Annotated in this window: 17 protein-coding genes and 1 tRNA gene; 10 read left to right on the top strand and 8 right to left on the bottom strand. The window is 41.9% G+C overall.

Features of this window, described 5'->3' with window-relative positions:
• Positions 1 to 6 precede the first annotated feature (6 nt).
• The 3 genes from purF (at position 7) to purD (ending at position 3,960) form a co-directional block, all read left to right on the top strand.
• Positions 7 to 1,494 carry an amidophosphoribosyltransferase gene (purF, locus tag AC1EK3_RS00730; protein WP_480033269.1) on the top strand — a complete coding sequence of 496 codons (1,488 nt, stop codon included), beginning with the start codon at positions 7 to 9 and terminating at the stop codon, positions 1,492 to 1,494.
• An 80-nt stretch (positions 1,495 to 1,574) separates the two neighbouring features.
• Positions 1,575 to 2,609 (top strand): phosphoribosylformylglycinamidine cyclo-ligase, encoded by a 1,035-nt coding sequence (purM, locus tag AC1EK3_RS00725; RefSeq protein ID WP_480033270.1) that lies wholly within the window; start codon positions 1,575 to 1,577, stop codon positions 2,607 to 2,609.
• Positions 2,610 to 2,688: 79 nt separating this feature from the next.
• Positions 2,689 to 3,960, top strand: coding sequence for a phosphoribosylamine--glycine ligase (purD, locus tag AC1EK3_RS00720; protein WP_480033271.1), 1,272 nt, complete (start codon positions 2,689 to 2,691; stop codon positions 3,958 to 3,960).
• Positions 3,961 to 4,076: 116 nt separating this feature from the next.
• On the opposite strand, the gene AC1EK3_RS00715 is transcribed toward purD, so the two are convergent.
• The gene (locus AC1EK3_RS00715; RefSeq protein WP_480033272.1) at positions 4,077 to 6,146 is read right to left on the bottom strand and encodes an LTA synthase family protein; all 2,070 of its coding nucleotides are present in this window, start codon (positions 6,144 to 6,146) and stop codon (positions 4,077 to 4,079) included.
• Positions 6,147 to 6,455: 309 nt separating this feature from the next.
• Here AC1EK3_RS00715 and AC1EK3_RS00710 point away from each other — a divergent pair, with 309 nt between their 5' ends.
• The 5 genes from AC1EK3_RS00710 to AC1EK3_RS00690 all read left to right on the top strand — a co-directional run bounded on the left by AC1EK3_RS00710 (position 6,456) and on the right by AC1EK3_RS00690 (position 12,653).
• Positions 6,456 to 7,835 carry an alpha/beta hydrolase gene (locus AC1EK3_RS00710; protein WP_480033273.1) on the top strand — a complete coding sequence of 460 codons (1,380 nt, stop codon included), beginning with the start codon at positions 6,456 to 6,458 and terminating at the stop codon, positions 7,833 to 7,835.
• Positions 7,836 to 7,839: 4 nt separating this feature from the next.
• Positions 7,840 to 10,500 (top strand): bifunctional lysylphosphatidylglycerol flippase/synthetase MprF, encoded by a 2,661-nt coding sequence (locus tag AC1EK3_RS00705; protein ID WP_480033359.1) that lies wholly within the window; start codon positions 7,840 to 7,842, stop codon positions 10,498 to 10,500.
• A gap of 113 nt (positions 10,501 to 10,613) precedes the next feature.
• Positions 10,614 to 11,078: a 5-(carboxyamino)imidazole ribonucleotide mutase gene (purE, locus tag AC1EK3_RS00700; protein WP_391496477.1), complete on the top strand. Its 465-nt coding sequence runs from the start codon at positions 10,614 to 10,616 to the stop codon at positions 11,076 to 11,078.
• Positions 11,062 to 12,234 (top strand): 5-(carboxyamino)imidazole ribonucleotide synthase, encoded by a 1,173-nt coding sequence (purK, locus tag AC1EK3_RS00695; protein WP_480033274.1) that lies wholly within the window; start codon positions 11,062 to 11,064, stop codon positions 12,232 to 12,234. The genes purE and purK overlap by 17 nt, the downstream gene beginning before the upstream one ends.
• A gap of 20 nt (positions 12,235 to 12,254) precedes the next feature.
• Positions 12,255 to 12,653, top strand: a complete 399-nt coding sequence (locus AC1EK3_RS00690) for a Fur family transcriptional regulator (RefSeq protein WP_480033275.1) — start codon at positions 12,255 to 12,257, stop codon at positions 12,651 to 12,653.
• 579 nt (positions 12,654 to 13,232) lie between these two features.
• Here AC1EK3_RS00690 and AC1EK3_RS00685 read toward each other — a convergent pair.
• A tRNA-Arg gene (locus AC1EK3_RS00685) sits at positions 13,233 to 13,305 on the bottom strand.
• Between the two features lie 79 nt (positions 13,306 to 13,384).
• Positions 13,385 to 14,578: an SLC13 family permease gene (locus tag AC1EK3_RS00680; protein ID WP_480033276.1), complete on the bottom strand. Its 1,194-nt coding sequence runs from the start codon at positions 14,576 to 14,578 to the stop codon at positions 13,385 to 13,387.
• 312 nt (positions 14,579 to 14,890) lie between these two features.
• On the opposite strand from AC1EK3_RS00680, the gene AC1EK3_RS00675 reads away from it, so the two are divergent.
• On the top strand, positions 14,891 to 16,585 hold the full coding sequence (locus AC1EK3_RS00675) for an acetolactate synthase large subunit (protein WP_480033360.1): 1,695 nt from the start codon (positions 14,891 to 14,893) through the stop codon (positions 16,583 to 16,585).
• A gap of 100 nt (positions 16,586 to 16,685) precedes the next feature.
• Here the strand turns inward: AC1EK3_RS00675 and dnaG are convergent, their stop codons facing one another.
• The gene (dnaG, locus tag AC1EK3_RS00670; protein WP_480033277.1) at positions 16,686 to 18,758 is read right to left on the bottom strand and encodes a DNA primase; all 2,073 of its coding nucleotides are present in this window, start codon (positions 18,756 to 18,758) and stop codon (positions 16,686 to 16,688) included.
• A gap of 260 nt (positions 18,759 to 19,018) precedes the next feature.
• Here dnaG and AC1EK3_RS00665 point away from each other — a divergent pair, with 260 nt between their 5' ends.
• Complete coding sequence (locus AC1EK3_RS00665; RefSeq protein ID WP_480033278.1) at positions 19,019 to 20,920, top strand: PASTA domain-containing protein; 1,902 nt, start codon at positions 19,019 to 19,021, stop codon at positions 20,918 to 20,920.
• A gap of 250 nt (positions 20,921 to 21,170) precedes the next feature.
• Here AC1EK3_RS00665 and AC1EK3_RS00660 read toward each other — a convergent pair whose 3' ends face one another.
• From AC1EK3_RS00660 to AC1EK3_RS00645, 4 genes are all read right to left on the bottom strand, one after another.
• A complete protein-coding gene (locus AC1EK3_RS00660; RefSeq protein WP_480033279.1) occupies positions 21,171 to 22,949 on the bottom strand; it encodes a PASTA domain-containing protein in 1,779 nt (592 codons plus the stop codon).
• A gap of 82 nt (positions 22,950 to 23,031) precedes the next feature.
• Positions 23,032 to 24,315, bottom strand: coding sequence for a deoxyguanosinetriphosphate triphosphohydrolase (locus tag AC1EK3_RS00655; protein WP_116973248.1), 1,284 nt, complete (start codon positions 24,313 to 24,315; stop codon positions 23,032 to 23,034).
• Between the two features lie 75 nt (positions 24,316 to 24,390).
• A complete protein-coding gene (gene alr / locus AC1EK3_RS00650; protein WP_480033280.1) occupies positions 24,391 to 25,770 on the bottom strand; it encodes an alanine racemase in 1,380 nt (459 codons plus the stop codon).
• An 84-nt stretch (positions 25,771 to 25,854) separates the two neighbouring features.
• Positions 25,855 to 26,394, bottom strand: coding sequence for a GNAT family N-acetyltransferase (locus tag AC1EK3_RS00645; protein WP_480033281.1), 540 nt, complete (start codon positions 26,392 to 26,394; stop codon positions 25,855 to 25,857).
• Between the last annotated feature and the right edge of the window lie 16 nt (positions 26,395 to 26,410).

Genomic DNA, 26,410 nt, shown 5'->3' with positions numbered 1-26,410 from the left:
GTATGAATGTCTGCAGAACTTGAAGATATTCACGAAGAATGCGGCGTATTTGGTGTGTGGGGTCATCAAGATGCAGCTAGGCTGACATATTTTGGACTTCATGCGCTACAGCATCGAGGACAAGAAGGTGCCGGCATTGTATCTAACGACAATGGCAAACTGCATGGGTATCGCGGATTGGGATTGCTAACTCAAGTATTTAGCAATGAACAAGTTATGGATCGTCTTACTGGAAACCGGGCTATCGGTCACGTTCGATATGCTACTGCAGGTTCTGGAAGCGTTGATAACATTCAGCCTTTCCTGTTCCGTTTCCACGATGGAGACGTAGCTCTTGCACATAACGGAAATTTGACGAATTGCACTAGCCTACGTAATTCCTTGGAAGATAAAGGCTCAATATTCCACTCAAATTCTGATACTGAAATATTGATGCATTTGATTCGTCACTCTAGTAAAGAAACTTTTATGGATCGCCTGAAAGAAGCTTTACAAACTGTTCATGGCGGTTTTGCTTACTTATTGCTTACTCAAGATGCACTAATCGGAGCAACTGATCCAAATGGTTTCCGCCCACTTTCGCTTGGTCGTATGAAGAACGGCGCTTACGTGCTCGCTTCTGAAACTTGTGCGCTTGATATTGTGCGAGCAGAGTTCATTCGTGATATTGAGCCTGGAGAAATCATTGTTATTAATGACGATGGCTACACTATTGAGCAATATACGAAGCACGTACAACATGCAGTATGCTCAATGGAATTTATTTATTTCGCTCGCCCAGATTCTAATATTTACGGTATTAATGTTCATTCTGTGCGAAAGCGTATGGGTGCGCGTTTAGCTAAAGAATCTCCTGTTGAAGCAGATATGGTTATTGGAGTACCTAATTCTTCACTTTCTGCTGCTGCAGGATACGCTGAAACAAGCGGAATTCCAAACGAAATGGGATTGATTAAAAACCAGTATGTTGCACGCACTTTTATTCAACCGACGCAAGAATTACGCGAGCAAGGCGTTCGTATGAAACTTTCTGCTGTTCGCGGAGTGGTTGCAGGAAAACGCGTTATCGTTATTGACGATTCGATTGTTCGTGGAACTACTTCTAAGCGCATTGTGCAATTGCTTCGAGAAGCTGGTGCTAAAGAAGTGCATATGCGTATTTCTTCCCCTCCGCTTAAATATCCTTGCTTCTACGGTATCGATATTCAAACTACGAAGGAACTTATTGCAGCAAAGCATTCAGTTGAAGAAATTCGCGAGTATATTGATGCTGATTCCTTAGCATTTTTGTCTTTAGATGGATTAGTCGAGTCGATTGGATTAAAAAAGCCTGCTCCTTATGGCGGTTTGTGCGTTGCTTACTTTAATGGCGACTACCCTACTGCACTAGACGATTACGGCGAAGAATTCTTGGCTTCACTTACTCCTGAAGAACGCGAACATTTGCAAGAAGTAAGGAAGCACAGTAAATATTCGCACGAAAATCTTATATAACTTAATAATTTAATTGTTCATTGCAATTTATAAATAAAACTTAAGAAAATACTTATAACATTGTTACGAAAGGAACCGATATGCCACACGCATATGAAGAAGCTGGCGTAAGCGTAGAAGCAGGATACGAAGTAGTACGTCGTATTAAATCTCATGTAAATCGCACAAAGCGCCCAGGCGTTGTAGGTGGCATTGGCGGATTTGGCGGCTTATTTGATTTGGCATCTCTTGGTTACAAAGAGCCAGTGCTGATTTCTGGCACGGATGGCGTTGGAACCAAGCTTGTGATTGCAAAAATGATGAATAAGCATAACACTATTGGCATTGATTGCGTTGCAATGTGCGTAAACGATATTGCAGCTCAAGGTGCCGAGCCGCTTTTCTTCCTCGATTACATTGCATGCGGAAAAAACAATCCTGAAATACTTGAGCAAGTAGTTTCAGGCGTTGCAGATGGTTGCGTGCAATCAGAAGCAGGTTTAATTGGCGGCGAAACTGCTGAAATGCCTGGAATGTATGACGAAGACGAGTACGATCTTGCAGGTTTTGCAGTAGGAGTTGCAGAACGTTCGAATATTGTCGACGGCTCCACTATTACTGCCGGCGACGTGCTTATAGGACTTCCTTCTTCAGGAGTTCATTCAAACGGATTCTCTCTTGTTCGCAAAGCTTTGTTTGAAGAAGCAGGTTTTAGCGTCGACACGAAGTTAGATGAACTTGACGGCAAAACGCTTGGAGAAGTTCTTCTTGAACCTACTCGAATCTACGTAAAAGCTTTGAAGCCACTTTTTGCTGAACATCTTATTAAGGGAGTTGCTCATATTACAGGCGGCGGATTTATTGAAAATGTTCCGCGCATGTACGCAGATGATTTGGCTGCAAAAATTGATACCACTAGCTGGAGCGTTCCACCTATTTTTGGCGTTATTGAAAAAGCCGGAAACGTTGCTCACGCTGAAATGTTCAACGTTTTTAATATGGGCATTGGCATGGTTTTGGCTGTTGACGAAAGCAAAGCAAACGACGCAATGCGTATACTAAACGAGCATAACGAAACCGCTTATATTATTGGCAAAATGGCTAAGCGCGAAAACGCTGCAGTTGAGTTGTTGTAAACTGCAAAACCGCAAAACCGAAAAATATAAAGCTGCAAAACATTAGACAGCAAAATCTTAAAGCAATAAAGGATTAAAAATGAAAGTTTTAGTAGTTGGTTCTGGCGCTCGCGAACACGCTATTGCACACGCGCTACTTAAAGGAGAAAGCGTTGAAGAAGTAACTGTTGCTCCTGGAAATCCTGGTATTGCAGCAGATGGCATTCAAACTGCAAACATAAGTCAATCAGATCATGACGCTCTTATTAAGTTCGTTAAAGACAATAACTACGATTTTGCGTTCATTGGTCCTGAAGTTCCGCTTATGAATGGCATTGTTGACGATTTTGAAGCGCATGGAATTGCCGCTTTTGGTCCAAACAAAGCCGCAGCTCAAATTGAAGGCTCTAAAGATTTCGCAAAAAAGCTTATGGCTCGTCACAACGTTCCAACCGCCTCCTACAAAACATTTGACGCTTTGGAGCCGGCACGCGAATACGTTCTTGAGCATGGCGCTCCAATTGTTATTAAAGCGGACGGTTTGGCTGCTGGAAAAGGCGTTACTGTTGCTATGGATGAGCAAACAGCAGTTGATGCTTTGGAGGATATTTTCGTCGATCATCGTTTTGGTCAAGCTGGGGCAAAAGTTGTTATTGAAGAATTTTTGCAAGGCCAAGAGTTTTCACTTATGAGTTTCGTAAGCGGAACTGATTTTTGGGTTATGCCTATTTCTCAAGATCACAAGCGTGCTTACGACGGCGACAAAGGACCAAATACTGGCGGCATGGGAGCTTATAGCCCTGTTCCGCAAATTAGCGACGAAACAGTTAAGCGTGCTATAGACGAAATTGTGCGCCCAACTGTTGAAGGACTAGCTAAAGAGGGTACGCCTTTTACTGGTGTGCTTTATGCTGGCTTAATTGATACAGCAACAGGACCTAAAGTTATTGAGTTTAACGCTCGCTTTGGAGACCCAGAAACAGAAGTTGTACTTCCTAGACTCACTTCAGATTTTGGTGCAGCTATATGGAATATTTTGCAGCATAAAAATCCGACTTTTACTTGGAAAAATAGCGGTGTTACGCTCGGCATAATCATTGCAAGCGAAGGCTACCCTGGCACTTTAGTTACTGGAACTCCTCTTCCTCAAATTCCTGTTGACGAAAATCAAGATCAGCACGTGTATTATGCAGGAGTAAAAAGCGATGAAGAAAGCGGCAAACTTCTTACGTCTTCAGGCAGAGTAGCTCTTGTACAAGTGCACGGAGACGATGTGAAAGATGCTCAAAACAACGTCTACACCATATTAGATAAGCTTAATCTTCCACACATGTTCTTTAGGCATGATATCGCAGAAAAAGCTTTAAAATAGTTTGTTAATTAAATATAGTTTTAATTAACAAATTGCAAATCAATAAGCCCCTCGCTATTTGAAAAATAATATTTATCAAATACAAACGAGGGGCATTTTAATTATCAAACTAGCTTTTAGCGCGGTAATTTCAGAAAATCAGTATTGCGCAAATAATGCTTTCCAGCAGTAATATCGTATTGTATTAAGCGATAGTCGTGAAGAAGTTGACGTGACTTCTTATCCATCTTAGACAAAATCATCGGATTGCCATCGTTATCCAAATAAATTGATTGTCCTTCAGGAATTCTATCCCATCCTTGAATAGTATTTACAACAGGAGGCTCCATAGCACTCACATGCTCATGCAGACGAGTTAAGAAAGCAAGATACGGAGAAACTTTAGCGTTCATATGTAGAGCAGCCTGAGAAATAAAGAAGTTAGGAGAAGAATACTTATTAGTACGCTCTACATCTTTATTTGTATTAGAATTCTCTACATTTTTGTTTGAAGATTTTTTCTCACTAAGAGCCTTACGTTCCAAAGCAACTTTATTTGACCAAATAAAATAATCGGTCAAATGCAAAGACAATGAATTCTTTTCATCCGAACTTGCAGTTCCGTAAATTCCTGGCAAATGGTCACCATAAAACATAACAGTAATAGGCTTATTTAGCTTATCTAAACTATTCAAAAACTCTTGCGTCGCCTCATCAGTGTGCTGCACACCCTTAGAGTACGTTTCAATAGAAGTTTTTTCATCATCACCAAGATCAGCGGCACCATCTTTAGAAGACACTTCGAATTCATTATTCGCATACCAATCCCTATAAGGCATGTGATTTTGCATAGTAACAATTTGTACAAACCTAGGTTGCTTATGCTCTTTAATCTTTTCTAACGCACTCTTATATGCTGATGCGTCAGAAACATACGGCGATTTATCTATCACATCACGGTGAGCAATAACATCAGGTCCTTGCAATGCGTAGAACTTACTAAATCCAAACTTTTTGTAATTAGTAGCGCGCAAATACATGCTCGGCTCATACGGGTGGAAAGCTATAGACTTAATAGAATTGCTAGAATTATCCCAATATTGATTAATAGTTGGAGACCATTGAGCATTAGGAACCAACTGCTGATACGGGCTAGTCATTGAAGGATCAAAATTAGCCATGCTCAAACCAGTTAAAGACATGTACTCTAAGTTTGCAGTACCGCCACCGTAACCAGAAGAAAGCATCAAACCACTATCCGTATGCTTCTTCAAATTGCTAATAAATGGCATTGGATTCTTGTTCAACTTCAAACCAGGAACACGCGTAGGATCAGAGAAGGATTCAGACAAGATAAGAATAAAAGTATTATCGTTCATATTTGTTGTACGAGAACGATTTATACGTTTAGCTTCATCGTTATAACGCTTGTATACAGCCTTCATAGTTTCTTCACTGTAATCAGCCGGCTTATCCATAATTTTAGGATTTACATTACGCAAAAATGCCACAATAGCACCATTGCGTTGAGCGTCATAAACAGAATCCCACATAGCAGGATTGTCACCAAGCATCTTAGAAAAAACATTAGCCGAAGAGTCGACTGTGCCAACTCCGCCAATATACCAGCTTAAATTCCCTATTAAAATCAACGCAATTGCAACACGAATGCCAGCAGAATAACGCCAATCTTTAAATCGCACAATCTTTCCATGATTTGTATCAAATATGTGCAAGCAAACAGTTGCAACTAAAAGAAGAATAAAAACGACTAAAGCAACGCCAATTACCACAGGAGCATTATCTGGCAAAAATGAAGCGACATTACCAGTGTTACTTTTTAAAAAGTTTAAGTCCGCAGGCAGAATAGTTTCATAACGAACATTTACTTTCATATATTCAATAACAGCAATAAGCAATGAAATACTTAGAATTATTGCGCTTGATATCCAAAATCGGTTACTAATTAAAAGAATTAAACCGTATATCATTGCAACAACTAGCATGTTAAGAACAATAACAAAATTAAGTTCTCTCCAAGTTTTAGTTATTAATCCCCAACATCCACCAGACATTGCAGAAGTCATCTCAACTCTTCCAGCGCGCTGCACACCCATTTGCACAATAATTACCGATATGCCGTCAACAACAAAGAAAAGAAATGCATACAGCCAATACGGAACTTTCAAGCGCAAAAATGACTTCATACTATCCCCAATAAATCACACGCATACTAATTGTTACTAATATTTTGCAAGTTTACTTATTGCTATCGTCATAACTTTTTAACAATGCATTTAAACAAGAAAAATAGCGATTTTAATACTTAGGACTGATTACAATATATGTTCCGATATTTATTATTTAAATAGAATAAATAATAAAAAATAAAACAAATATTGAGGAAAATTTCAGATACTAGCATTACATTACTAGGTTGGGCAATTACTGTGCGTATATGTCGCTTAGATTAGTAACTGGTACGCAAATTAGACTAGAAAGTATAGGAGTCAAGCATGCTGCAATTGGCAAAAGTGAGTCTTTTGCAAGGATGGCTACCAATAAGCCTTTTTAGTGTAAATGGTATTTCTTTAGTCTTGTTGCTTTTTATGAAAACAAAACGCGGCAAGAAAATGTTCCACTTACTAATACAGCTTGCAATAGGTGCCATAACATTTTTTGTAGGTGGAATAATTGCTTGGCTTGTTTCCGACGTGTTTCTTGTATTCGGAGTAAGTCTTGGATGGCTCGTTATTTTTTCTATTGCATGCGGCTTCGGGCTTATAGGTTTTGCAGCAACAGCACTCGTTTTCTTACACAAATGGAGGAAACTAGTTGCAGTAATAGCTATTATTTTGACATTACTAAGCACAGCTCTTCAAGTAGACATGATTTATGGAGAATACACGACAATAGGTTCAATATTTGGAATGGGCGGTTTTCCAAAATTAGAAGCTAATAGACAAAAATCTGCATCCTCTACTATTGAGCAGTGGCGAGAGTTAGCAGCAGAACATAAACTGCCAAAACTTCCTAAAAAAGGTATTGTCCGTTCAATTTATATCCCTAATACTGCTTCACATTTCAATGCCAGAATAGCAAACGTATACTTGCCACCTGCTGCACTTGTTAAAGATTCGCCAAAACTACCAGTTATGGTCATGTTTGCAGGACAACCTGGTAGCCCTAATCACTTTTTTGCAGCAAGCGATATTGCAAACACTTTAGACAATTACGCAAAAGATCACTACGGTCTTGCACCTATTGTTGTAGCTCCTGACCAAAATGGCGACTCTTCACATAATTCTCTGTGCGCAGATACTCATGTGTTCGGCAAAGCAGAAACATATTTAACTGATGATGTTCCTAAATGGATACGCAAACATTTGCCAGTAAGCAAAGATCCTAAAATGTGGCTTATGGGCGGATTCTCACAAGGAGGCACTTGCTCAACACAACTAGTTCCATCTCACCCTGATATATTTGGCAGCATTTTTTCCGCCGGAGGTGAACTAGCACCAACGTATAATAATCGTCAAGAAACAATAAATCGTTATTTCAATGGAAACGCATCGGAATACGAGCGACACGTACCTAGTACGATAATGCGTAAAAATGCTCCTTTGAAACAAAATTATTACGCTATCGCAGGCTCATGGGATACTAAATCTCAAGCAAATCAAGCAACTATCGCGCTAAGCGCACATCGCGCTGGAATGAACGTTATAACCATGCTTTCTCAAGGAACTGGTCATGATTGGCACACAGTAAAAGCTGGCTTAAAAATAACAATTGATCAATTCTGCAAAAAAACAGGTATTTCAAGTACTGCACCAAAACTTAATACCTACCAAAATGTACAAATTCTTGTCAACCAGCAAGTGAATCGAGACTAATATGATGCCGTCTTTCTTTCATAAACGCTGTAAGAAAAATGATTCTGACTCTAAACATTCAATAATTCGTCATGCAAAAATATTGATGCAAGACTTCATAGTCTGGATGCAACATAAAGTTTTCGCATTAACGCTTACGTGCATTTTTATTATTATAAATTGCACATATTGGATTGTGTTAACGCTTATGCATTTTTACACTTATGGCACAAGCACTACTCTTGCACAGTTATTTATGCGGCACCATCGCTCAAAAGGTCCAAGCTTATTCTTCGGTCACGGAAACATCACAGAGCTGCTGATAAAAGTATGCCATTCGCTTATTTTCGTAAATAATATGCCATCTCTTATGGTTAATTGCTTACTTGTTGCAGTAATTATTGGCGTTGCAGAAACTCGTATAAGCAAACTTAATATTATTTATATTTCAATATTTAGCACAATAGTTGGCATAATTGTAGGATTAACAATCATAGGTAATCTTTCAATCATTATTCGAAACATGCATTGGATTACCAAAATTCCTATTCGACTATCTCCATTCACACTGTTTATTGGCGCTTTTATGGCTTCTGCATCTTATGAATCTATTTTGTGGCGCAGAAGAACTTTAGTAATTGGATACGCTATTACTTCAGCAATGCTTCTTTATAGTGGCAATCCGGGAGATTATTGCACTATTATTGCAGCCCTTACAGGGCACATTATTGGCAATATTATGAGCAAAACAAAGGGCGTCAAACGAAATGCAAACTGGTGGGAAGGTACAGATTACGAAATTCGTAGACTTTTTGCAGTAGCTCAAAGCATTATTGCATTAGGACCAGTGTTTGCATTATCTTCGCGCTCTCACGCAGGAATTCTTACAAATCTTGGCTTGTTTATGTCACCACAACTAGGCTCTAAAACATGGCTTACGCGATGCATGACAAATTACAGCACAAATAATTGTCTTCTTCATTCAGGACTACATCACGCTGCTATTGGAGGATTGTGGATTCGCATCCTACTACCAAGTATCACATTGATGATTGTTGCGTGGGGAATGTTACGCGGACGTAGACTAGCTGCACTAACTTCTATATTTATAAACGCACTAACTGTACTGTATGCAGGAATGTATTTCACTGTTTTGCCTTTAATTGCCACAAAACAAAATATTTTGGAACATCAACACAATGCTGTAGCTGTTGCTTTTATGCTTACAGCTCTCCCACCATTATTGCTTACTATTTTGTTGATAATTAATTTAAAGCATTTTTCTGTTCATACAAGCAAACTACAAGTGCGTTTGGGACTAATGGCAATTTTTATGGCATTGTACATAACTGGCGCTGGGTATGTTATTTTTGGCCTTACGATACCAGAAGAATTTACTCCATCTGCTGATATTTATCACTTATTGCGAGATTTACCAGGGCGATGGATGCCTATGGGATTTGGAAACAGATCTAACGCAATGCTTCGCACTGAAACGCCTCTATCTTCTTTACTAGCGCAAAGCGTTGGCGTGATATTCTGGGCAGTATTGTTTATTGTATGCTTTACATGGTTCCGCAGTAGCATCTCTACAAACGAAAACGATAGAAAAAAAGCAAGCTCATTAGTAGAACTTGGCGGAAACACAATGAGCTTTATGACAACTTGGGCGAATAACCATTATTGGTTCTCTCAAAGCGGACAATCTGCAATAGCATATAGACTAAATTACGGCATTGCACTTACTCTTACAGAGCCTTTTGGAGATGAAAAAGAGTATTCGCAAGATATTCGAGGATTTATTAAATTATGCGAACAAAATTCGTGGTCTCCAGCATTCTATGCTGTTCACGATAAAACGCGTCAAGAACTAGAAAAACTTGGATTTACTTCTATTAAAGTCGGAACAGACATGCTAGTAGACCCTAATGCTTGGCAGACGCGAGGGAAAAAATGGCAAGATATTCGCACAGCTATAAACAAAGCAAAACGAGATGGAATTGCCGACGTACTTACAACATATAACGAAGCCTCTTGGGACATACAGCAACAAATTGTAGAAATTTCAGAAGAATGGGCAGAGTTAAAAGCTCTTCCAGAAATGAAATTTACTCTCGGTGGACTTGACGAACTTCAAGATAGCCGCGTCAAAATTTTATACGCTATTAATGAAGACGGCAGGGTACTTGGAGTAACTAGCTGGATGCCAACGTATAGAAATAATCGAATTATTGGTTGGACACTTGATTTTATGCGTCACCGCACAGATAGTCCTAATGGGATTATGGAATTATTAATTGCTAGAATGGCAGAACATTTAAGAGATGAAGGATTAGAAAACCCAGATTGCGCTGTAGAATTTATGAGCCTTTCTGCAGCACCTCTAGCTGGCATAAACGAAGACACATTGAACGAAAATGGTCAAAAATCTTCTAACGTTATTAATCATGCGCTAGAAATGATGTCTGACATTTTGGAACCAGCTTATGGATTCAAATCACTATATTTCTTCAAGAAAAAATTCCAACCATCCGCAAGTTCCGTATATGTTTGCTACATGGATTCTGCAAAATTAGCTCAGATCTCGCTAGCTGTAACTCACGCCTACCTACCGGAAGCTAATCCTAAACAAATACTAGAAATGGTGAAATCTTTACGTCCAAAAAGTAGTGAAGCGAACAAATAATTTGTTAAGTTTTAGATAAACTTCGGCGAGTTCTCCCTAGTGTTGCGTAAAGTAACAAGTGCACGTCAGGGAGGTTCATCGTGTCAGAAGTAAAGCCAACCGTCGCTGTCGTAATGGGATCCTCAAGTGATTGGGAAACCATGCGTCATGCTTGTGAAATTCTAGATAAGTTCCAAGTTCCGTATATGAAACGAGTTATTTCCGCACATCGTACACCAGAATTAATGGCAGATTTTGCGCATAATGCTCGCTCAAACGGTTTCAAAATTATTATTGCTGGAGCTGGCGGAGCTGCCCACTTGCCTGGCATGATTGCAGCACAAACCACGCTTCCTGTTATCGGCGTGCCAGTGCGCTCGCATGCGCTATCGGGCTGGGATTCATTGCTTTCAATAGTACAAATGCCAGGAGGTATTCCTGTTGCAACTACTGCAGTCGGAAACTCTGGAGCAACAAATGCTGGATTGCTTGCTGTAAGCATTTTAAGCACAACTGATAATCGTCTTGCTGAAGAACTAGCAGAATATCGCAATGATCTAAAAGAAAAAGTCGAGGAATCAAATGCCAACCTTATCTGAAGTCACTAATGGCGCTGTTGAACGTTTAATGCCGGGAGCCACTATTGGAATTATCGGCGGCGGTCAGTTGGGACGCATGATGGCTATTGCAGCTCGCCATATGGGTTTTCGTATTGGCGTTCTCGATCCAACGCTTGACTGCCCTGTGTTCCAAGTAGCAGATTTGCAAGTTGAAGCTAATTATGACGATCCTGAAGGCTTGCGTGAGCTTGCAGAGCGTTGCGATGTATTAACTTATGAATTTGAAAATGTTAACGCAGACGCACTTGATAAAGTTCGTCATTTAACAGCAATTCCTCAAGGAACTGACCTGTTGCGCGTAACTCAAGATCGCGTCAGCGAAAAAACGTTTATCAATAGCCATAAAATCGAAACAGCTCCATGGCGTGAAGTAAATAATTTAGACGATTTAGATGCTGCTATTGACGAAATAGGCTTGCCAGCAATTCTTAAAACTCGTCGCGGCGGCTACGACGGTCACGGTCAAGATGTTTTGCGCACAGAAGAAGATGTTGCTAATATTCACCATCGTGCGGATCGCGGAGGAAAATTCCCTCCTTCAATTCTCGAAGGTTTCGTTGATTTTGCTTTCGAAGCGTCGATTCTGGTTTCTGGAAATGGCAAGGATTTCGTAACTTATCCTCTAGTAAAAAACGTGCATCACAATAGTATTTTGCACATGACTTTAGCTCCTGCAGTAGTTGATCCTGAAGTTGAAAAAACAGCTCATGAATTAGCTTTGCGCTTAGCTAAAGGATTCGAGCTAGCAGGAACGTTAGGAATTGAGCTTTTCATCACTAAAGATAATCGCGTAGTAGTAAACGAGCTTGCTCCTCGTCCTCACAATTCTGGGCATTATACGATTGAAGCTTGCGATATGGATCAATTCGAAGCGCATATTCGCGGTATTGTTGGATGGCCTTTAAAGAAGCCTAAACTGCTTTCTCCTGCTGTTATGGTAAATGTTCTTGGACAACATGTAGCTCCTACGCGTTCGCTGATTTTGGAACATCCAGAATGGCATATACATGATTATGGAAAAGCTGAAGTTCGTAAGAATCGCAAAATGGGTCATATTACTGTGCTATGCGATAATCCTGTTGAAGCCGCAGCTGCATTGGATGCAACAGGCTGCTGGGATGACGAACTAGACTAAAAACAACGAAAGGATGCGAAATGTCTAGTGAGCCTATGCATAGACATACAAAACAAAAGGAAATAGTACTCTCCTACTTACGCGAGTCTCGTAATTTTGTTTCTGCACAAGATTTGCACAGAATACTCGCCAAAGACGGGGAGATTGTTGGCTTAGCAACAGTGTATCGTCAACTTAATTCTTTAACTCAAAGCGGCAAAGTAGATACCGTGCGTTTTAAGGGACAGCAATTATTCCGTATTTGCGATGAAAATACTCATCACCATCATTTAGTGTGCGAACGTTGCGGGAAAACAGTCGACATTGAGCCGCCTGACGATGAGGGCTGGATTCATAAAGTAGCTGAATCTCACGGGTACACTGTTGTGGATCATACGCTAGAAGTATTCGGCTTATGCGAAAGCTGCCGCGAGCAGTGAGCGCTCCGAGACACTTTCGCACTGACTGTTCTTTCGTTACTGGCGCAGTTGGTATTCTGCGCGAGTAACGTATAATAACGTTTTTTCGTTACTGGCGCAGTACGGTTTCTGCGCGAGTAACGTATAACAACGTTTTTTCGTTACTGGCGCAGTACGGTTTCTGCGCGAGTAACGTATAACAACGTTTTTTCGTTACTGGCGCAGATGAGCGACTGCGCGAACGCGGGTCGTCGCGCCTGCGAGTAGAGAAATCCCCCAAAAACTCGCACCACGGCAAGCAAGAGCGGAGCGCTGTCCTCATGGCTAATCTACATTCGACTGAGCTTGCGTGCAAAGCACACCGTGCTTTGCACCACGAGCAAGCTCGGCACTTTTAAAAAGCCCGAAATTCCAATAATTTCGGGCTTCGTAAAACACCAAACAAAAACCAAAAACAAACCCAACAAGAACACACTGCACGCGTCTTTAAGACGCGCGCAGACCTCGCTTGCGTTGAAAGCACACCGTGCTTTCAACCTTGAGCAAGCTCGGCACTATGAAAAATCTTGAAATGCACTATGCGATTTCAAGATTTCATAGTGCCCCCGACGCGACTCGAACGCGCAACCAACGGATTAGAAGGCCGTTGCTCTATCCTTTGAGCTACAGAGGCAAACAAATGAATATTATACCAAAAACTGCTATCAACGCGCCATAAAATTATAAATATCAAACGTTTACATAAAAAATTGTTATTCAATAATCCACGCAAGTGACATCAACACTGCAAGGAAGAACACATTGACAATAGTATACGTGAGCAAATAACGCCCACGGTAATGCGGATACTGGTGTGTAATTCCCTTATAAGAAATAAGCGAAGCCATAGAAGCAATCAAAGTACCCATTCCACCAAGATTCGTGCCAATAATAAGAAGCTTCCACTGATCACAGAATCCAGAAAGCAGAATCGTCGTCGGCACGTTGCTAATAAATTGGCTTGAAGCAATAGAAACTTCCATCGGATGCGTGCCAACCCACATTTGCGCAAGATCGCTAAATCCATCAACTCGACGCATATTGCCAATAAAAACAAAGAACATAATAAACGTGAGTGGCAAAGCCCAATCTAAAACACGGAATACGTGGCGGTCGCAAACAAGAAAAGCTGCAACCATAATAAACACCATAATCCAGTCAGGAATCCATCCACTAACACCACACAAGCAAACAACAAACAGCAAACTATAAACAGTAACACGCCAGCGAGTAAAACTCATACCATAGCCCATAACACGAATTTCATCAGGCTGCGGATGACCATGCGAAGGAGCCAACACACTTTGCTCAATATCGTCACCATGCAAACCTGCAAACTGATCAACTTTGCGCGATTTAAAGAATACGAATGCAAATACAATCATCAACAGTGCTGCTGTAATCGTATAAGGCGCCATAATCTTCAAAAAATCTTGCGTAGACATATGAGTCAGCGCCTTTAAATACAGATTGTGAGCATTGCCAATAGGAGTGAGCATACTTCCAACATTGGCACCAATAGTCATAAGCGTAATTACAAGAATTGACTGCTTTTCAGCATTCGCCATTACGAGCACAGATAGTGCAAAAGGCACAAAAGTTACGAGAGCAACGTCGTTCGTAATAAACATTGCCGAAAAGAATGTTAACGACATAAGCACGAGCACCAAGCCGCGCTCAGTGCGCACATGCCTTAGCAAACGCGCACCAATAGATCTAAACACACCAATGCGCTGGAATCCGCACACAACCATCATAAGGCACACTAATTGCGAAATAGTGTTGAGATGAATATAACTCAAATATTGCGGATCTGGAGGTACCAAAAAACAGGAAATAACTGCCAAAATTGCGGCAACAATAAGAATGGTTTCACACTTGACCACATTCAACAGCCAGCGCTTCATCATTCCTCCGTAACGCAATAGACATAATGGCTCTATTATACTAGAAACCCAGTCCCACAATCGGGTTAAATTCCCGACAAAATCGTTGCAATAACAATAAATTAGCGACTATTAATAGCGTGATTTAGCCTAAAGTAGCTAACATAAAATTCCGCCCTTTTTTATGACACGCGCATTGCAAAAATTGCATTTAAAGACAAGATTACGTATATCATAATAAAACAAAGAATTTGTCGTCTACACAAGAAGCGAATTATGGCAGAAATAAACAAAACAGAAGATCAAAAGCTTGAACAAAAACTTGCTCGTCAAATGCATCTTCGTGAAAACCACAAGCGCAATACTGCAGATTTAGTTGTTGAATGCTTGGTAAACGAAGGAGTTGAAGTAGTATTCGGTATTCCAGGTGAGGAAAATATTCCGCTTCTTGAAGCAATTGAGCGCGATGGACGAATTCGTTTTGTGCTTACTCGCCACGAGCAGGGCGCTGGTTTTATGGCAGCAACATACGCTCATATTACTGGAAAACCGGGCGTATGCTTGGCAACTCTAGGTCCTGGCGCATTGAATTTAACACTTCCTGTAGCTCAAGCAAACGCAAGCACCACACCGCTTGTAGCGATTTGCGCACAAGGTAACGTTTCTAGGCTTTATAAGGAATCTCACCAAATTATTGATTTGGTTGCGCTCTTCCAACCGATTACGCAATGGTCTTCTATGATGCTTGCTCCAGAATCTGCGCCGGAAATGGTTCGAAAAGCTTTCTCTATTGCAGGCCACAACCGTCCGGGAGCCACATGCCTTGTTATTCCGGAAGATATTAGCGAAATGCCAGCACCTGACGATGCAAAGCCTCTTCCACTTCCGCATCCTCTGCATATTATGCCAGCGCCAGACACTATTGAAGAAGCTGCAAAAATTATTAGTCAAGCAAAGCAACCTATTATTTTGGCTGGAAACGGCGTTGCGCGCTCTCACGCTGAGGATCAGCTTCTTGCGTTTGCTGAGCAGCTTAATGTGCCGGTTGCAACTACTTTCGAAGGTAAGGGCGTTTTCCCAGACAATCACCCTAATGCACTTGGCGTAGTCGGTTTCATGCATCGCGATTACGAGAACTTCGCGTTTGACACTGCTGATTTGATTATTGCTGTCGGCTTCTCAATTCAGCAGTTCGACCCGAAGAAAATCAACCCAAATATTGATAAAACTATTATTCACATCAATACTTTTGTGGAAGATACCGACGCACACTACCCTACTGCGCTGAATATTATGGCGAATATTGGCCAAACGCTTAAAACTCTTACAGAAGTATTAAAGACACGAAACATTACTTTTGACGTAAGTCACCCACGTATTCGACAACTACTTACGGAAGAATTACATTCTTGCGAAAACGACGAAAGCATTCCAATGAAACCACAGCGCGTAGTTTACGATATTCGCCGCGCTGTTCCTGAAGGCACAAAGGTTCTTGTAGATACAGGCGCTTTGAAAATGTGGATGGCACGCTTGTACCCAACTATGCATCCGAATACTTGCATAATCGACAACAGTCTTTCAACTATGGCTTGGACGCTTCCAGGTGCTGTTGGAGCTTCGTTTATTCGCGATAATTCCGGCAAAATTAACACGAAACCGGTTTTGGCTGTGATGGGCGACGGAAGCTTTATGATGAACGTGCAGGAAATTGAAACTGCAGTGCGCGTTGGCAGCCGAATGGTAGTTCTTGTTTGGGAAGATAACGCTTATGGCTTAATTAAGTGGAAGATGGAACTTCATGCAGGCGAACACGAATACGTTGATTTCCATAATCCGGATGTGCCAAAACTAGCTGAAAGCTTTGGCGCGCGCGGTCACTCTGTTAAAAGGCCGGAGGATTTGTACAACATGCTGCGTGAAGCGCTGGATCAGGAAAGCGGCGTCGATGTGATTTCCTGCCCGGTTGATTACAGCGAGAATATGAAGCTTATTGAAAAACTCGGAGATATTGACTTTAGTAACTGAGTTTCAATAAATTTTTGCAGACAAAAGGCTACGTAATCACACTAGATTACGTGGTCTTTTGTTTGTTAGTACAGTTTTGTACAAAAGATTGCATGAAAGGCTACATGATTTGCGACTGTAAGTTTTTGCGAGCAGCTTCCATTGAGGTGATTTTCCCTAGAAGCTCAAGCTTTTCCTGACCATCCTTTAGTTTCGCCATACGCGCTCTAGCAGCACCGATTCTACGCATATAGCCGATATCAAGAAGACGAATAAGCAGCTCGTTTGCATACTTACTTTCTGCACTCGTAGCTTTCCGCAAAAGATCTGAAGGAGATCCGTTTGAAACTTGCTGATTCTGTCGATTGCCGGTATCTTCTAACGAGTCTGAAGCTGCAGGAAGCGGCAACGGCATTACAGAAAGCTCTGTAATAACGGACTCAAGCAAAGGACCTGAAGCTTTTGTCATCATGTGCAGCCACAATCCTTGCGAAACATTGCCAACCGGCAATCCACCTGCAGCTACAAATGCTTGAAACAGCGTACGAAATACTGGTGTAATAAAATTATTTAACGTTAATTTTGCAAATAACTGTTCGTTAAACGCAAGCGGAACTTGCAAAAGTAACGCCATAAATTGTTGTTCGCACATAAATACAGCATCATCCACACGATAATAATGCTGATTTTTAGCAGAACTTCGAACAATAGCCATTCTAGAGGCTTTAGAATCTGCATCACGCTCAGCAGCCTGCGGCAAGACAGCAGGAGCAGCGTTATACCTAGATGCGTAAGCGTCGTCGTCGCGAACTTGCAAACGGCGGCGAGAAGCCTCAACTTCCCTACGCATAACAGCTAAATCAACGCCAATTGCGCGAACAGCTTTGCGAGCATACAAATCAAGAAGAGAACGGTCGCGAATCTGCGCAATAAGAGGCGCAACAGCTTTAACCGCACCCATTTGGCCAGTCGTGAACGAAGTATCAAAACGATTAATTACTGTGTCAATAACAAAATCGTATAGCGGACTTGCATGTGCAACAAGCGAACGTACAGCCTCGTCACCGCGCTGAATACGCAAATCGCAAGGATCGAGATTATTGTCTGCTACGGCAACAAAAGTTTGCGTCAAAAACGCAGAATCCAAACCAAAAGCGTGAAGCGCAGCCTTTTGTCCTGCAGCATCGCCGTCGAAAGTAAAAACGATGCGCGAACTTACAGACTGTCCATCTACCTTCAGTGGGCCAACAAGCTGAATCGCACCCAAAGAATCGTCTGCAATAAGGCGTCGCACAATCTTCGCATGCTCAACACCAAATGCAGTTCCGCAAGTTGCAACAGCAGTATCAATACCAGCTAAATGGCATGCCATTACGTCCGTGTAGCCCTCAACAATTACAACTTGACGCTTTTTTACAATATTCGCCTTAGCTAAATCAATTCCGTACAAAACTTGCGTTTTTCGATACAGTACAGTGTCAGGAGTGTTAATATATTTCGCGCTAATAGAATCGTCGTCGTAAAGCTTTCTTGCACCAAAGCCGAGAGTTCGACCAGTCGAGTCGCGAATAGGCCAAGTTAAGCGGCCGCGGAAATAATCATATATTCCGCGCTGACCGAGTCTAGCGAGTCCAGCGTCGAGAAGCTCTTGACGCGTAAAACCTTTATTTGCCAAATATCTAACTAAATTATCCCAGCCTTTAGGCGCGTAGCCACAAGAAAAACGCGCACTTTGTTGAGGAGTAAAGTTTCGCCCTGCAAGTAATTCGCGCGCAGGAGCTGCCTCTTTGGTGCCGAGATTTGAAACGAAAAACTTTTGTGCTTCCTCATTTGCTTCTAAAAGCCTTGCTCGCTTAGAACCGCGCGCTTGAGAATCACTATTTTGCTCCTGCTTATAATGCATCTCAATGTGGTAACGATCTGCTAAAAACTCGACCGCTTCACGAAAATCAATATTCTCTTTTTGCTCAACGTACTTAAATACATCGCCGCCAGCGCCGCAACCAAAACAGTGCCATACTCCCAAGCTTGGTCGCACACTAAAACTTGGAGTTTTTTCATCGTGGAATGGGCAAAGACCTACAAAAGTGCCAGTTCCGGAAGGCTTAAGCGTCACTGTTGCAGACACAATGTCATACAAATCTGCCGCAGCGCGCACGCGCTCAATGTCTTCTTTCACAATCATTCCAACCATGCTATCTAGCTTATCGCAAATCTGCGGCGAGTGGTATTGCGCACATAACTTTAGTGTTTTCTGCAAAGCGAAACCGTCAAAAACACAAAATCATTTGGTGAAATAAACAAAACGCGCGACGAAACCGTCGAAAACACAAAATCACTTGGTGAAATCGACTTCTATATTGACTACAAATTATTCAATACGGAGGTAATATACAAGTAGGTGTTTATTATCCGAAAAAATAGAGATTTTAGAAAGATTGTAAGAGGGATAGTATGTTTTGCGAGAATTGCGGAAGCAAAATTAATGCAGGAGACAAGTTCTGCAATTTGTGCGGAACCCCTGTTAAAAGTTATACATATACTCAACAAGCTCAAAAAGCGCAGTCGACTCAGCAAACTCAGTCAGCTCAACCAACCCAGCCAGCTCAATCAACCAAACAGACCATACCAACACAACAGACTATACCGACACAACCAACCCAGCCAACTCAACCAACCCAGCCAACCCAAACTAAACAGCAATCACAACAATCTTCGCAATTACCTCTACTCCAACAAAATAAAACTTTTGAAGATCAAAAAACTAACAATAAACCAAATAAGCGTAGTAAAAAAATTGCAATCATAATTACTAGCATCGTGCTGTCAGTAGTGCTTGTATTAGCTGGAACAGTCTGGTATTTCGCCAAAAATATTTCTTTAACTTCTATAGGATTAAATTCAAATCCAGGAGTAATCCCCAAAGCAAAAGTTGGAGACAATGCGGATAATATTGCAAAAACCCTGGAAAATAACGGTTTCCGCACGAAAGTTATAGACGAGTTTAGTTCTGAGAAACAGGGAAGTTTCCTTCGGTATGTGAATGTTAAGCCAGGTTCGCACAAGTCTACTAGCACGGTTGTGAAGATTTTAAGATCTAAAGGTCCTGGCGTTCCAGCGAAAGGCGTTGTTGGAGCAAGTTTAGACGAAGCCAAAAAAATCGTGAAGTCGATGGGTGTTCCGGTAAGGCTGCATCACGTTCCTTCCACAGATGCTGCAGTAGGTAAAATCGTTTCGTCTAGCCCGATGCCTGGAAACGCTGTTGGTAAAGACGGCGTGATTCATGTTGCTATCGGCGAAAAACGCGATGGCGTGCCAGTTGATTTGTTTGGATTAGATAAAGACAAAGCCAAGGAAATGCTATCTTCTAAGCCTTTCGGAGTTAACCTTCGCCCGAAGTTCTCGTCGCCAAAATATTTCGGCAAAATTGTTGGCGCGTACCCTGCTTTGGGCACTAAAGGCAAGCCTAAAGCCGTAACGCTTTATTATGGTGTTGACGCATCCAAGACTAGGGATGTTGTAACAGAACCAACGGATTATAACGATAAAACGGCTTATCTTGTAACCCGAGCTGGTTCTTTTATAGGCAAATGGTGCACGAAGAGTGGTAAATGCATAACTCTTATTCCACGTCTTTATAAAAATGAGAAAAAGTGGGAAAGCGACGAAAAAAGTATTACAGAACTTATACCTGCAGATATTGCAGATAAAAACGGTAGAATACCTGATGAAGACAACAAAGGTTATATAAATACGAAAGGTGTTCTTGAACTAAATTCAGGAGGTCAAGATCCAACTGATCGCGCTATATTTGATAAGAATATTCCAGATAGTGAATTTATGAGGAACCATCTTATTTCTGGCGATACTGGTGCTGTTGAACTGTATTCTGGTGGAGCAGTTATAGAATGCGGCGGTGAGGATGCTTTTATTATGGGCGCTGGATTCACGTGTGTGAACGGAAAATATGTTCAGTTTCCAGATAACAATCCAGAAGAATATGACAGAATTCATAATGAACCAGGCTACGACCTAGGCTACTACTACACTATGCGAGATTTTATGGTAATCGTGCCAGTTGGAGCGAAGTTCGACAAGCTTGTAAACAGCGGATATTTTGTTGGAAAGCCTACACACAAGCCAGATTTGAAGCGTCCATTTATTTTGCGCAGAGATCCTAAGCTATACAAAGAAACACGCAGGAACCAGAAACCGGGAAGTGCTTGGGTTAATCCTTTTGTGCCTACGGAGAGTAGTCGCGCAGTTCCGTTCGCACCAGCACCGGATGATTCGAACGCGTATTATCTTGTGGAAGAACCTTTCGACTGGGACGATTCCCCTAGCGAATCGTTGTAAAACGTGCTTGTTTTATCTACTTTACTTGGTATTAGCACGCTTTTATACCAATTGTGTCTAAAACACAAAATCATTTGGTGAAATAAACGAAACGCGAGACGAAACTGTCGAAAACACCAAACCAACCGATAATATCGACAAAATACGAGACGAAATCAGCGGAAGATGCACAAATCGCAAATAATTGCGCAAACCGCATCTTCCGCAATCTTCCGCAATCTTCCGCAATCTTCCGCAATCTTTTGCTACTTTACAATTCCCTATCTTTAAGGAACCACCAATCAAACGGCTTCTCAACTAGGTAGTAGACGTTTGAATCATCCGGAGCTGGAGCAAAAGGTACAGGCTTATTAAATTCAGTTGGGACAAATGGATTATGCCTCACATCTCCATCTTTTGCCTCAACTGTTAGCTCTGATTTACTGTAATATTTAGGATCTCTGCGCAAAATAAACGGACGATCCATATCCGGTTTAGTCTTTCCTTTGCCCTTAAAGAATCCGTTTGCTTCTAGTTCGTCGAGCTTTGCATTAACCGGAACAAGAACGAAATATGCGCGCATTCTATACGTTATACCCTTGTTAGCTCCAGGTATTTTCTCGTAACCAGGTCCGTAACTTGAATAAAGAGGATTCTTATCTAAATCTTCATACGAAACAAATTTTCCGTTAATGCAAGGTCCTGCAGGCGAAGTGTATATTTCATTGCCGCAATAAGGATCACCGCCATCGCGGAATATATCAACCATTCCCGTGTCGCCAAATAGCAACGTATTTTGCATAGGAAGTGAATTATGTTTTTCACCGTCGTAAACTTTGATTGCGCTTCCTACGAGGTTTTGAGTAAACTGCCACATTCCAAAACTGTGATAATACTGTGTCTTATCGTCGTTAACTAAATCATCCATAGCATGTGGCCCGTGAAGACGTAGTGAACTATTTTGTTCTGGATCGTCGCGGTCCATGCTACTTCCAGGTTCAAACTCTAAGCAATCTCCCGATTTAGTGCACCATTTTCCAACAAACGGTGTAAGTGTTGATACTTCAACTGTAGTGAGATTTTCGCTATAGTACTTTTTTGAAGTAAACATTTTCTTAGTTTCAGAAGCATCAGCGCCATAATAAAGCGTTATGTCGGAATCTCCCCTATGTGATTGCCCTAATCCAGGATTAGACCCAACAATTTTGCCTAAGTGTTTTCGGGATGAGTACCTTGGTACGAGTCTAACTTTGAATCCTTCATCAGACATCATTTTGTACGCTTCGTCTTTATCTTTATCGAATAATTCAACAGGAACAGACCTGCCGCTGTCAGGATATTTATCTTCTTCTCCAACGCCTATGAAGATTTCTTTATTTTCATCTAAAGGATCTCCTGGCATTGGGTTAGTTGCGGCGATTTTTCCAGGATGAAGTGAGGCTACTTTGTAAACTTTTACTGGAACTCCCATTGATTTTAATAGAGGCGCTGCTTCTTCAACAGTTTTTCCTATTACTCCCTTTGCTGGCACGCCCGGTCCCTTGGATTCAACAACCGTTACAACGCGATCCCCGTGAATAACTTGCCCAGGTTTTACGTTTTGATATCGCGCAAAATTACCTGGTTTACTTCCTCCGAAATCTTTTATTACGTGAGTTTCAATACCTTTTTCTTGCAGTTCACGTACAACATCTTGCGCAGATTGTGAGGTTTTCGCTTTAGGTACGACTATGCGATCAGTTGGCGATGCTTTATGAAAATGCGGAAAAGTAAAGAAGAAGATTGCTGCAGCAATAATTGCAACCGCTGCTATAACGCATGCGCTTATAATAATTAGCTTGCGATTTTTTATAAGCGGAGTTGCATATTCAGGCTGAGCTATTTGAATTCCAGGCTGCATCACTTCAGTAGGCTGCTCTACTCCAGTAGACTGCATCACTTCCGTAGGCTGAGATTGTTCAACGTTATTCCCGTATGAAACAGAAGCACCACAGTTACCACAGAATTTTTCTCCAGGAGTAATATTATTCCCGCAATTTGCACAAAACATTCTCAACCTTCTTCGCACAATTTAGTCTTTACAACAAATCTACACTCACAGCTCACCCAGAAAAAGCACTTAGTAAAAGCACCTAGCACAAAGCCGCGTGAAGAGTTGTAGCAGAACCGTCTGTAAGACTTGCCACCTGGTCGATTGCAACACGAAGACGCTCATCATCGTTAGTGCACTCGTTCCAATCTCCCACGAATACTTCCTCCATTGCATCGTGCGAGCGCGGCGACTTGCTCATAAATACTTCTACTAAATCTGTCAAAATTTTCTGTTCGCGCTTATAAACCTCACGCTCGCGAGGAGCGATTATAAAGTGCACAGCTAAGCTTTTCAGCATCACAATTTCGTAGGAGGTATTTTCCGGAATCACAAGGTTTGCGCGGTAGCGAACAAGCGGGCCGTTACCATAACGCTCACGCGTAGCGTGCTCAACAGAGCTTGCAAAACGACCAATAAGAGCACTAGTAATATTTTTTAGCTGCGCTAGCGCTCGACGAGAACCGTCGAAAGAATTAGGAAACATGTGAAGCGAGCGCAAACGTTGCAAAGCAGCCAAAAGTTTATCTACATCCCAACGCTCACCATACCATGCATGGGTTTCTTCAATAACTTCATCTACAACTTTTGAATCTGCAACTAAAGCCGGATTAAAAGCGCCAGTTACAATCGCATCCTCAATATCGTGCACACTGTAAGCAATGTCGTCTGAAAGATCCATTATTTGGCATTCCATTGGTTTTGCTTCGCGTGGAGCACCAATTTTCAGCCATTCAAACACATCTCGATCATCCGGATACACGCAGAATTTCAAATCACGCTCGCCTTTATCGTGCGCTTTTGCTTCTTCTAATCCCCACGGATACTTCACTGCAGCATCTAATGCTGCGCGCGTAAGATTTACTCCTGCACTACTGCCGTTTTCACGAAAAACTTTCGGTTCCAAGCGCGTAAGTAAGCGAAGAGTTTGTGCGTTTCCTTCAAATCCACCAATATTTTTCGCTAATTCTGCGAGCGCGCGTTCCCCGTTATGACCAAATGGTGGGTGCCCTAAGTCGTGCGATAAGCAAGCGCAATCAACAACATCCGGATCGCATCCAAGCATTGCTGCAATTTGCCTACCAATTTGCGCAACTTCCAAAGTATGTGTCAAGCGAGTTCGAGCAAAATCATCCGAGCCTGCAACTAAAACCTGGCTTTTTGCACCCAATCGACGAAGAGCAGACGAGTGTATGATTCGCGCGCGATCTCTCTCAAAAGGCGTTCTCGCACGAGTGTGATGAGGCTCACTCGCCCAACGCTCAGTGTCGTGCAAATCGTATTCGCCAACGACTTCATTATCTGATGCAATTACTTCGTCGCACATACAACACCTCTTTTATTTGCAATTAAGGCTATTAATGACCTTCTAAAAAACCAAGCAATAACAAGCAGCAACAAACTATATAAGACTTTTTGCGTCCAATTTTGCAATATCGCTAGAAGATAGCACTTCGTAAGCATTGCGGTAAAGGCGCGGCACGCGAGGCCCGATTCCAGTCATGATTTCGTAGCTGATTGTTCCTGCAGCTTCTGCCCAATCGTCTGCAGTAGGCTCAGCAAATTCCACGCCTCTTCCAGGTCCAAAAAGCGTTACAGTATCGCCTTCTCGCACTCCTAACTCTGAAGCATCGCCTTTTAAATCAACTATGAACTGATCCATGCAAACTCGCCCTGAAACGTTCAAAATTCGCGCACCTTTATTGGTTTCTACTCTAACTGGTCCGCCCTGCTTATCAACATGACGCGCACCTTGCATATCAAATCCGGAAGCAGATCGCAAAATTCCGTCAGCGTAACCAAGCGGCACAATAGCAGTACTCGTATTATTTGGAGTTAAATACGTGCGCCCGTAGGAAATTCCATGCCCTTCTTCTACAGCTTTTACAGTGCCAAGTTGCGCTTGAAGCGTCATAGCTGGTTGCAATCCATAAGTTTGAGAATCCCCCATTGCAGGATCCGGCTCGTACCCGTACAAACCAATTCCTGGACGAACAAGCTCAAAATGAATTTCTGGACGATTAAGCGTTGCAGCAGTATTAGCTAAATGGCGGATTTTAGGTGCTAAACCAGCTTCACTCATGCGTTTTGTAAACTCGTGGAACTGTTGGATTTGCCGGTCGGTTGCATCTACAAATTCTGGAACGTCCGGCGAATCTGCCACAGCTAAGTGACTCCATTGACCAATAACCTCAATTACGCCTTCGCTCGAATACTGCTTTAACTTTTCTAAAGCGGCGCTAAAACCTGCTGGCGTAAAACCATTTCGCCCAAAACCAGTATCGACTTTTACGTGCACGCGAGCAGGTTTACCTAACTTTCGTGCAGCAAAAGCTACAGCATCAAGAGAGTCAACAGAGCCTACTGAGATATCAATATCTGCTGTAATCAGATCTGCAAATCTCGTAGTTGGAGCGCTAGTAAGCCAAGTGAGAATATGACAACAGCTGGAATCAATACCTGCTGCGCGCAAACGTAACGCTTCGTACGGCTGAGCTGTGCCAAGCCAAGTAGCGCCTCCAGCTAAAGCCGCGAGCGCACTAGGGATAAGACCGTGACCGTATCCGTCTGCTTTTACGACTCCCATAACTTCCGGCGCATTCTGACCAGGCTGCAAATCTTTACAAACTCGCGCAACCAAAGTGCGCATATTGTCTCGAAGCGCCTTCAAATCGACGATTACCTGCCCAGGGTATGCACTTAACGCGCGAGCATAGTTTGCTTCTAACATTGCTGTATTACGTGCACTATTACTTGCCGCATTACTTAAATCTGTACTCATAACTCACCTAACTGATTTAGTATGCTTTAATGCTACATGCTCTTTTGTATACTCTCCATAAGCTTTTAAGAACACACGCGCATTTCATATGACATGATTAAGTGTTTGCACCCATTGGTATGCAATACGTATTGCACTGTGTGCACGATCTGGAATAACGACCAACCCACAACGATTAAACCCTGCACGCGTAATTACTTTTTGCATAATTACGTTATCTGGATGCGTGTCAATGCGTACATTATTATAGTTTTGCTGCACCCAATGCAAGCACGCTGTTGCCATTTTTGGTTTTATTCCTGAAGATGCTAAGCGGTGAATTGTTACATAAGGAGAAATATCATCAAGCCACGCACCGTCAATACTGGCATACACTTCATCAACACCTTCGCATAATGCGAATTGCGCTAGAATACGCTCGTTATGCGATTCTGGATCCTCGTCAACAATCAAATAGAAACGTTTTAAACGAATATCCTCAATAACACTTGAAACAAGTGGAAAACTATTCCCCCACTGATGAGGATTGCCTGTAACACGCATAAATTTGCGAGCATTTTCATAAATATGCTCAATATTTCGCAAGTCACCAAGAGTTGCTTTTCTCAATGTTATATCTTCCATGCCAACCTCTAAAAGA

This window comes from Gardnerella sp. C0026F2 (assembly GCF_056590715.1).
Note: the sequence above shows the minus strand (reverse complement) of the source record. Positions and strands in the feature narration are given on the sequence as shown.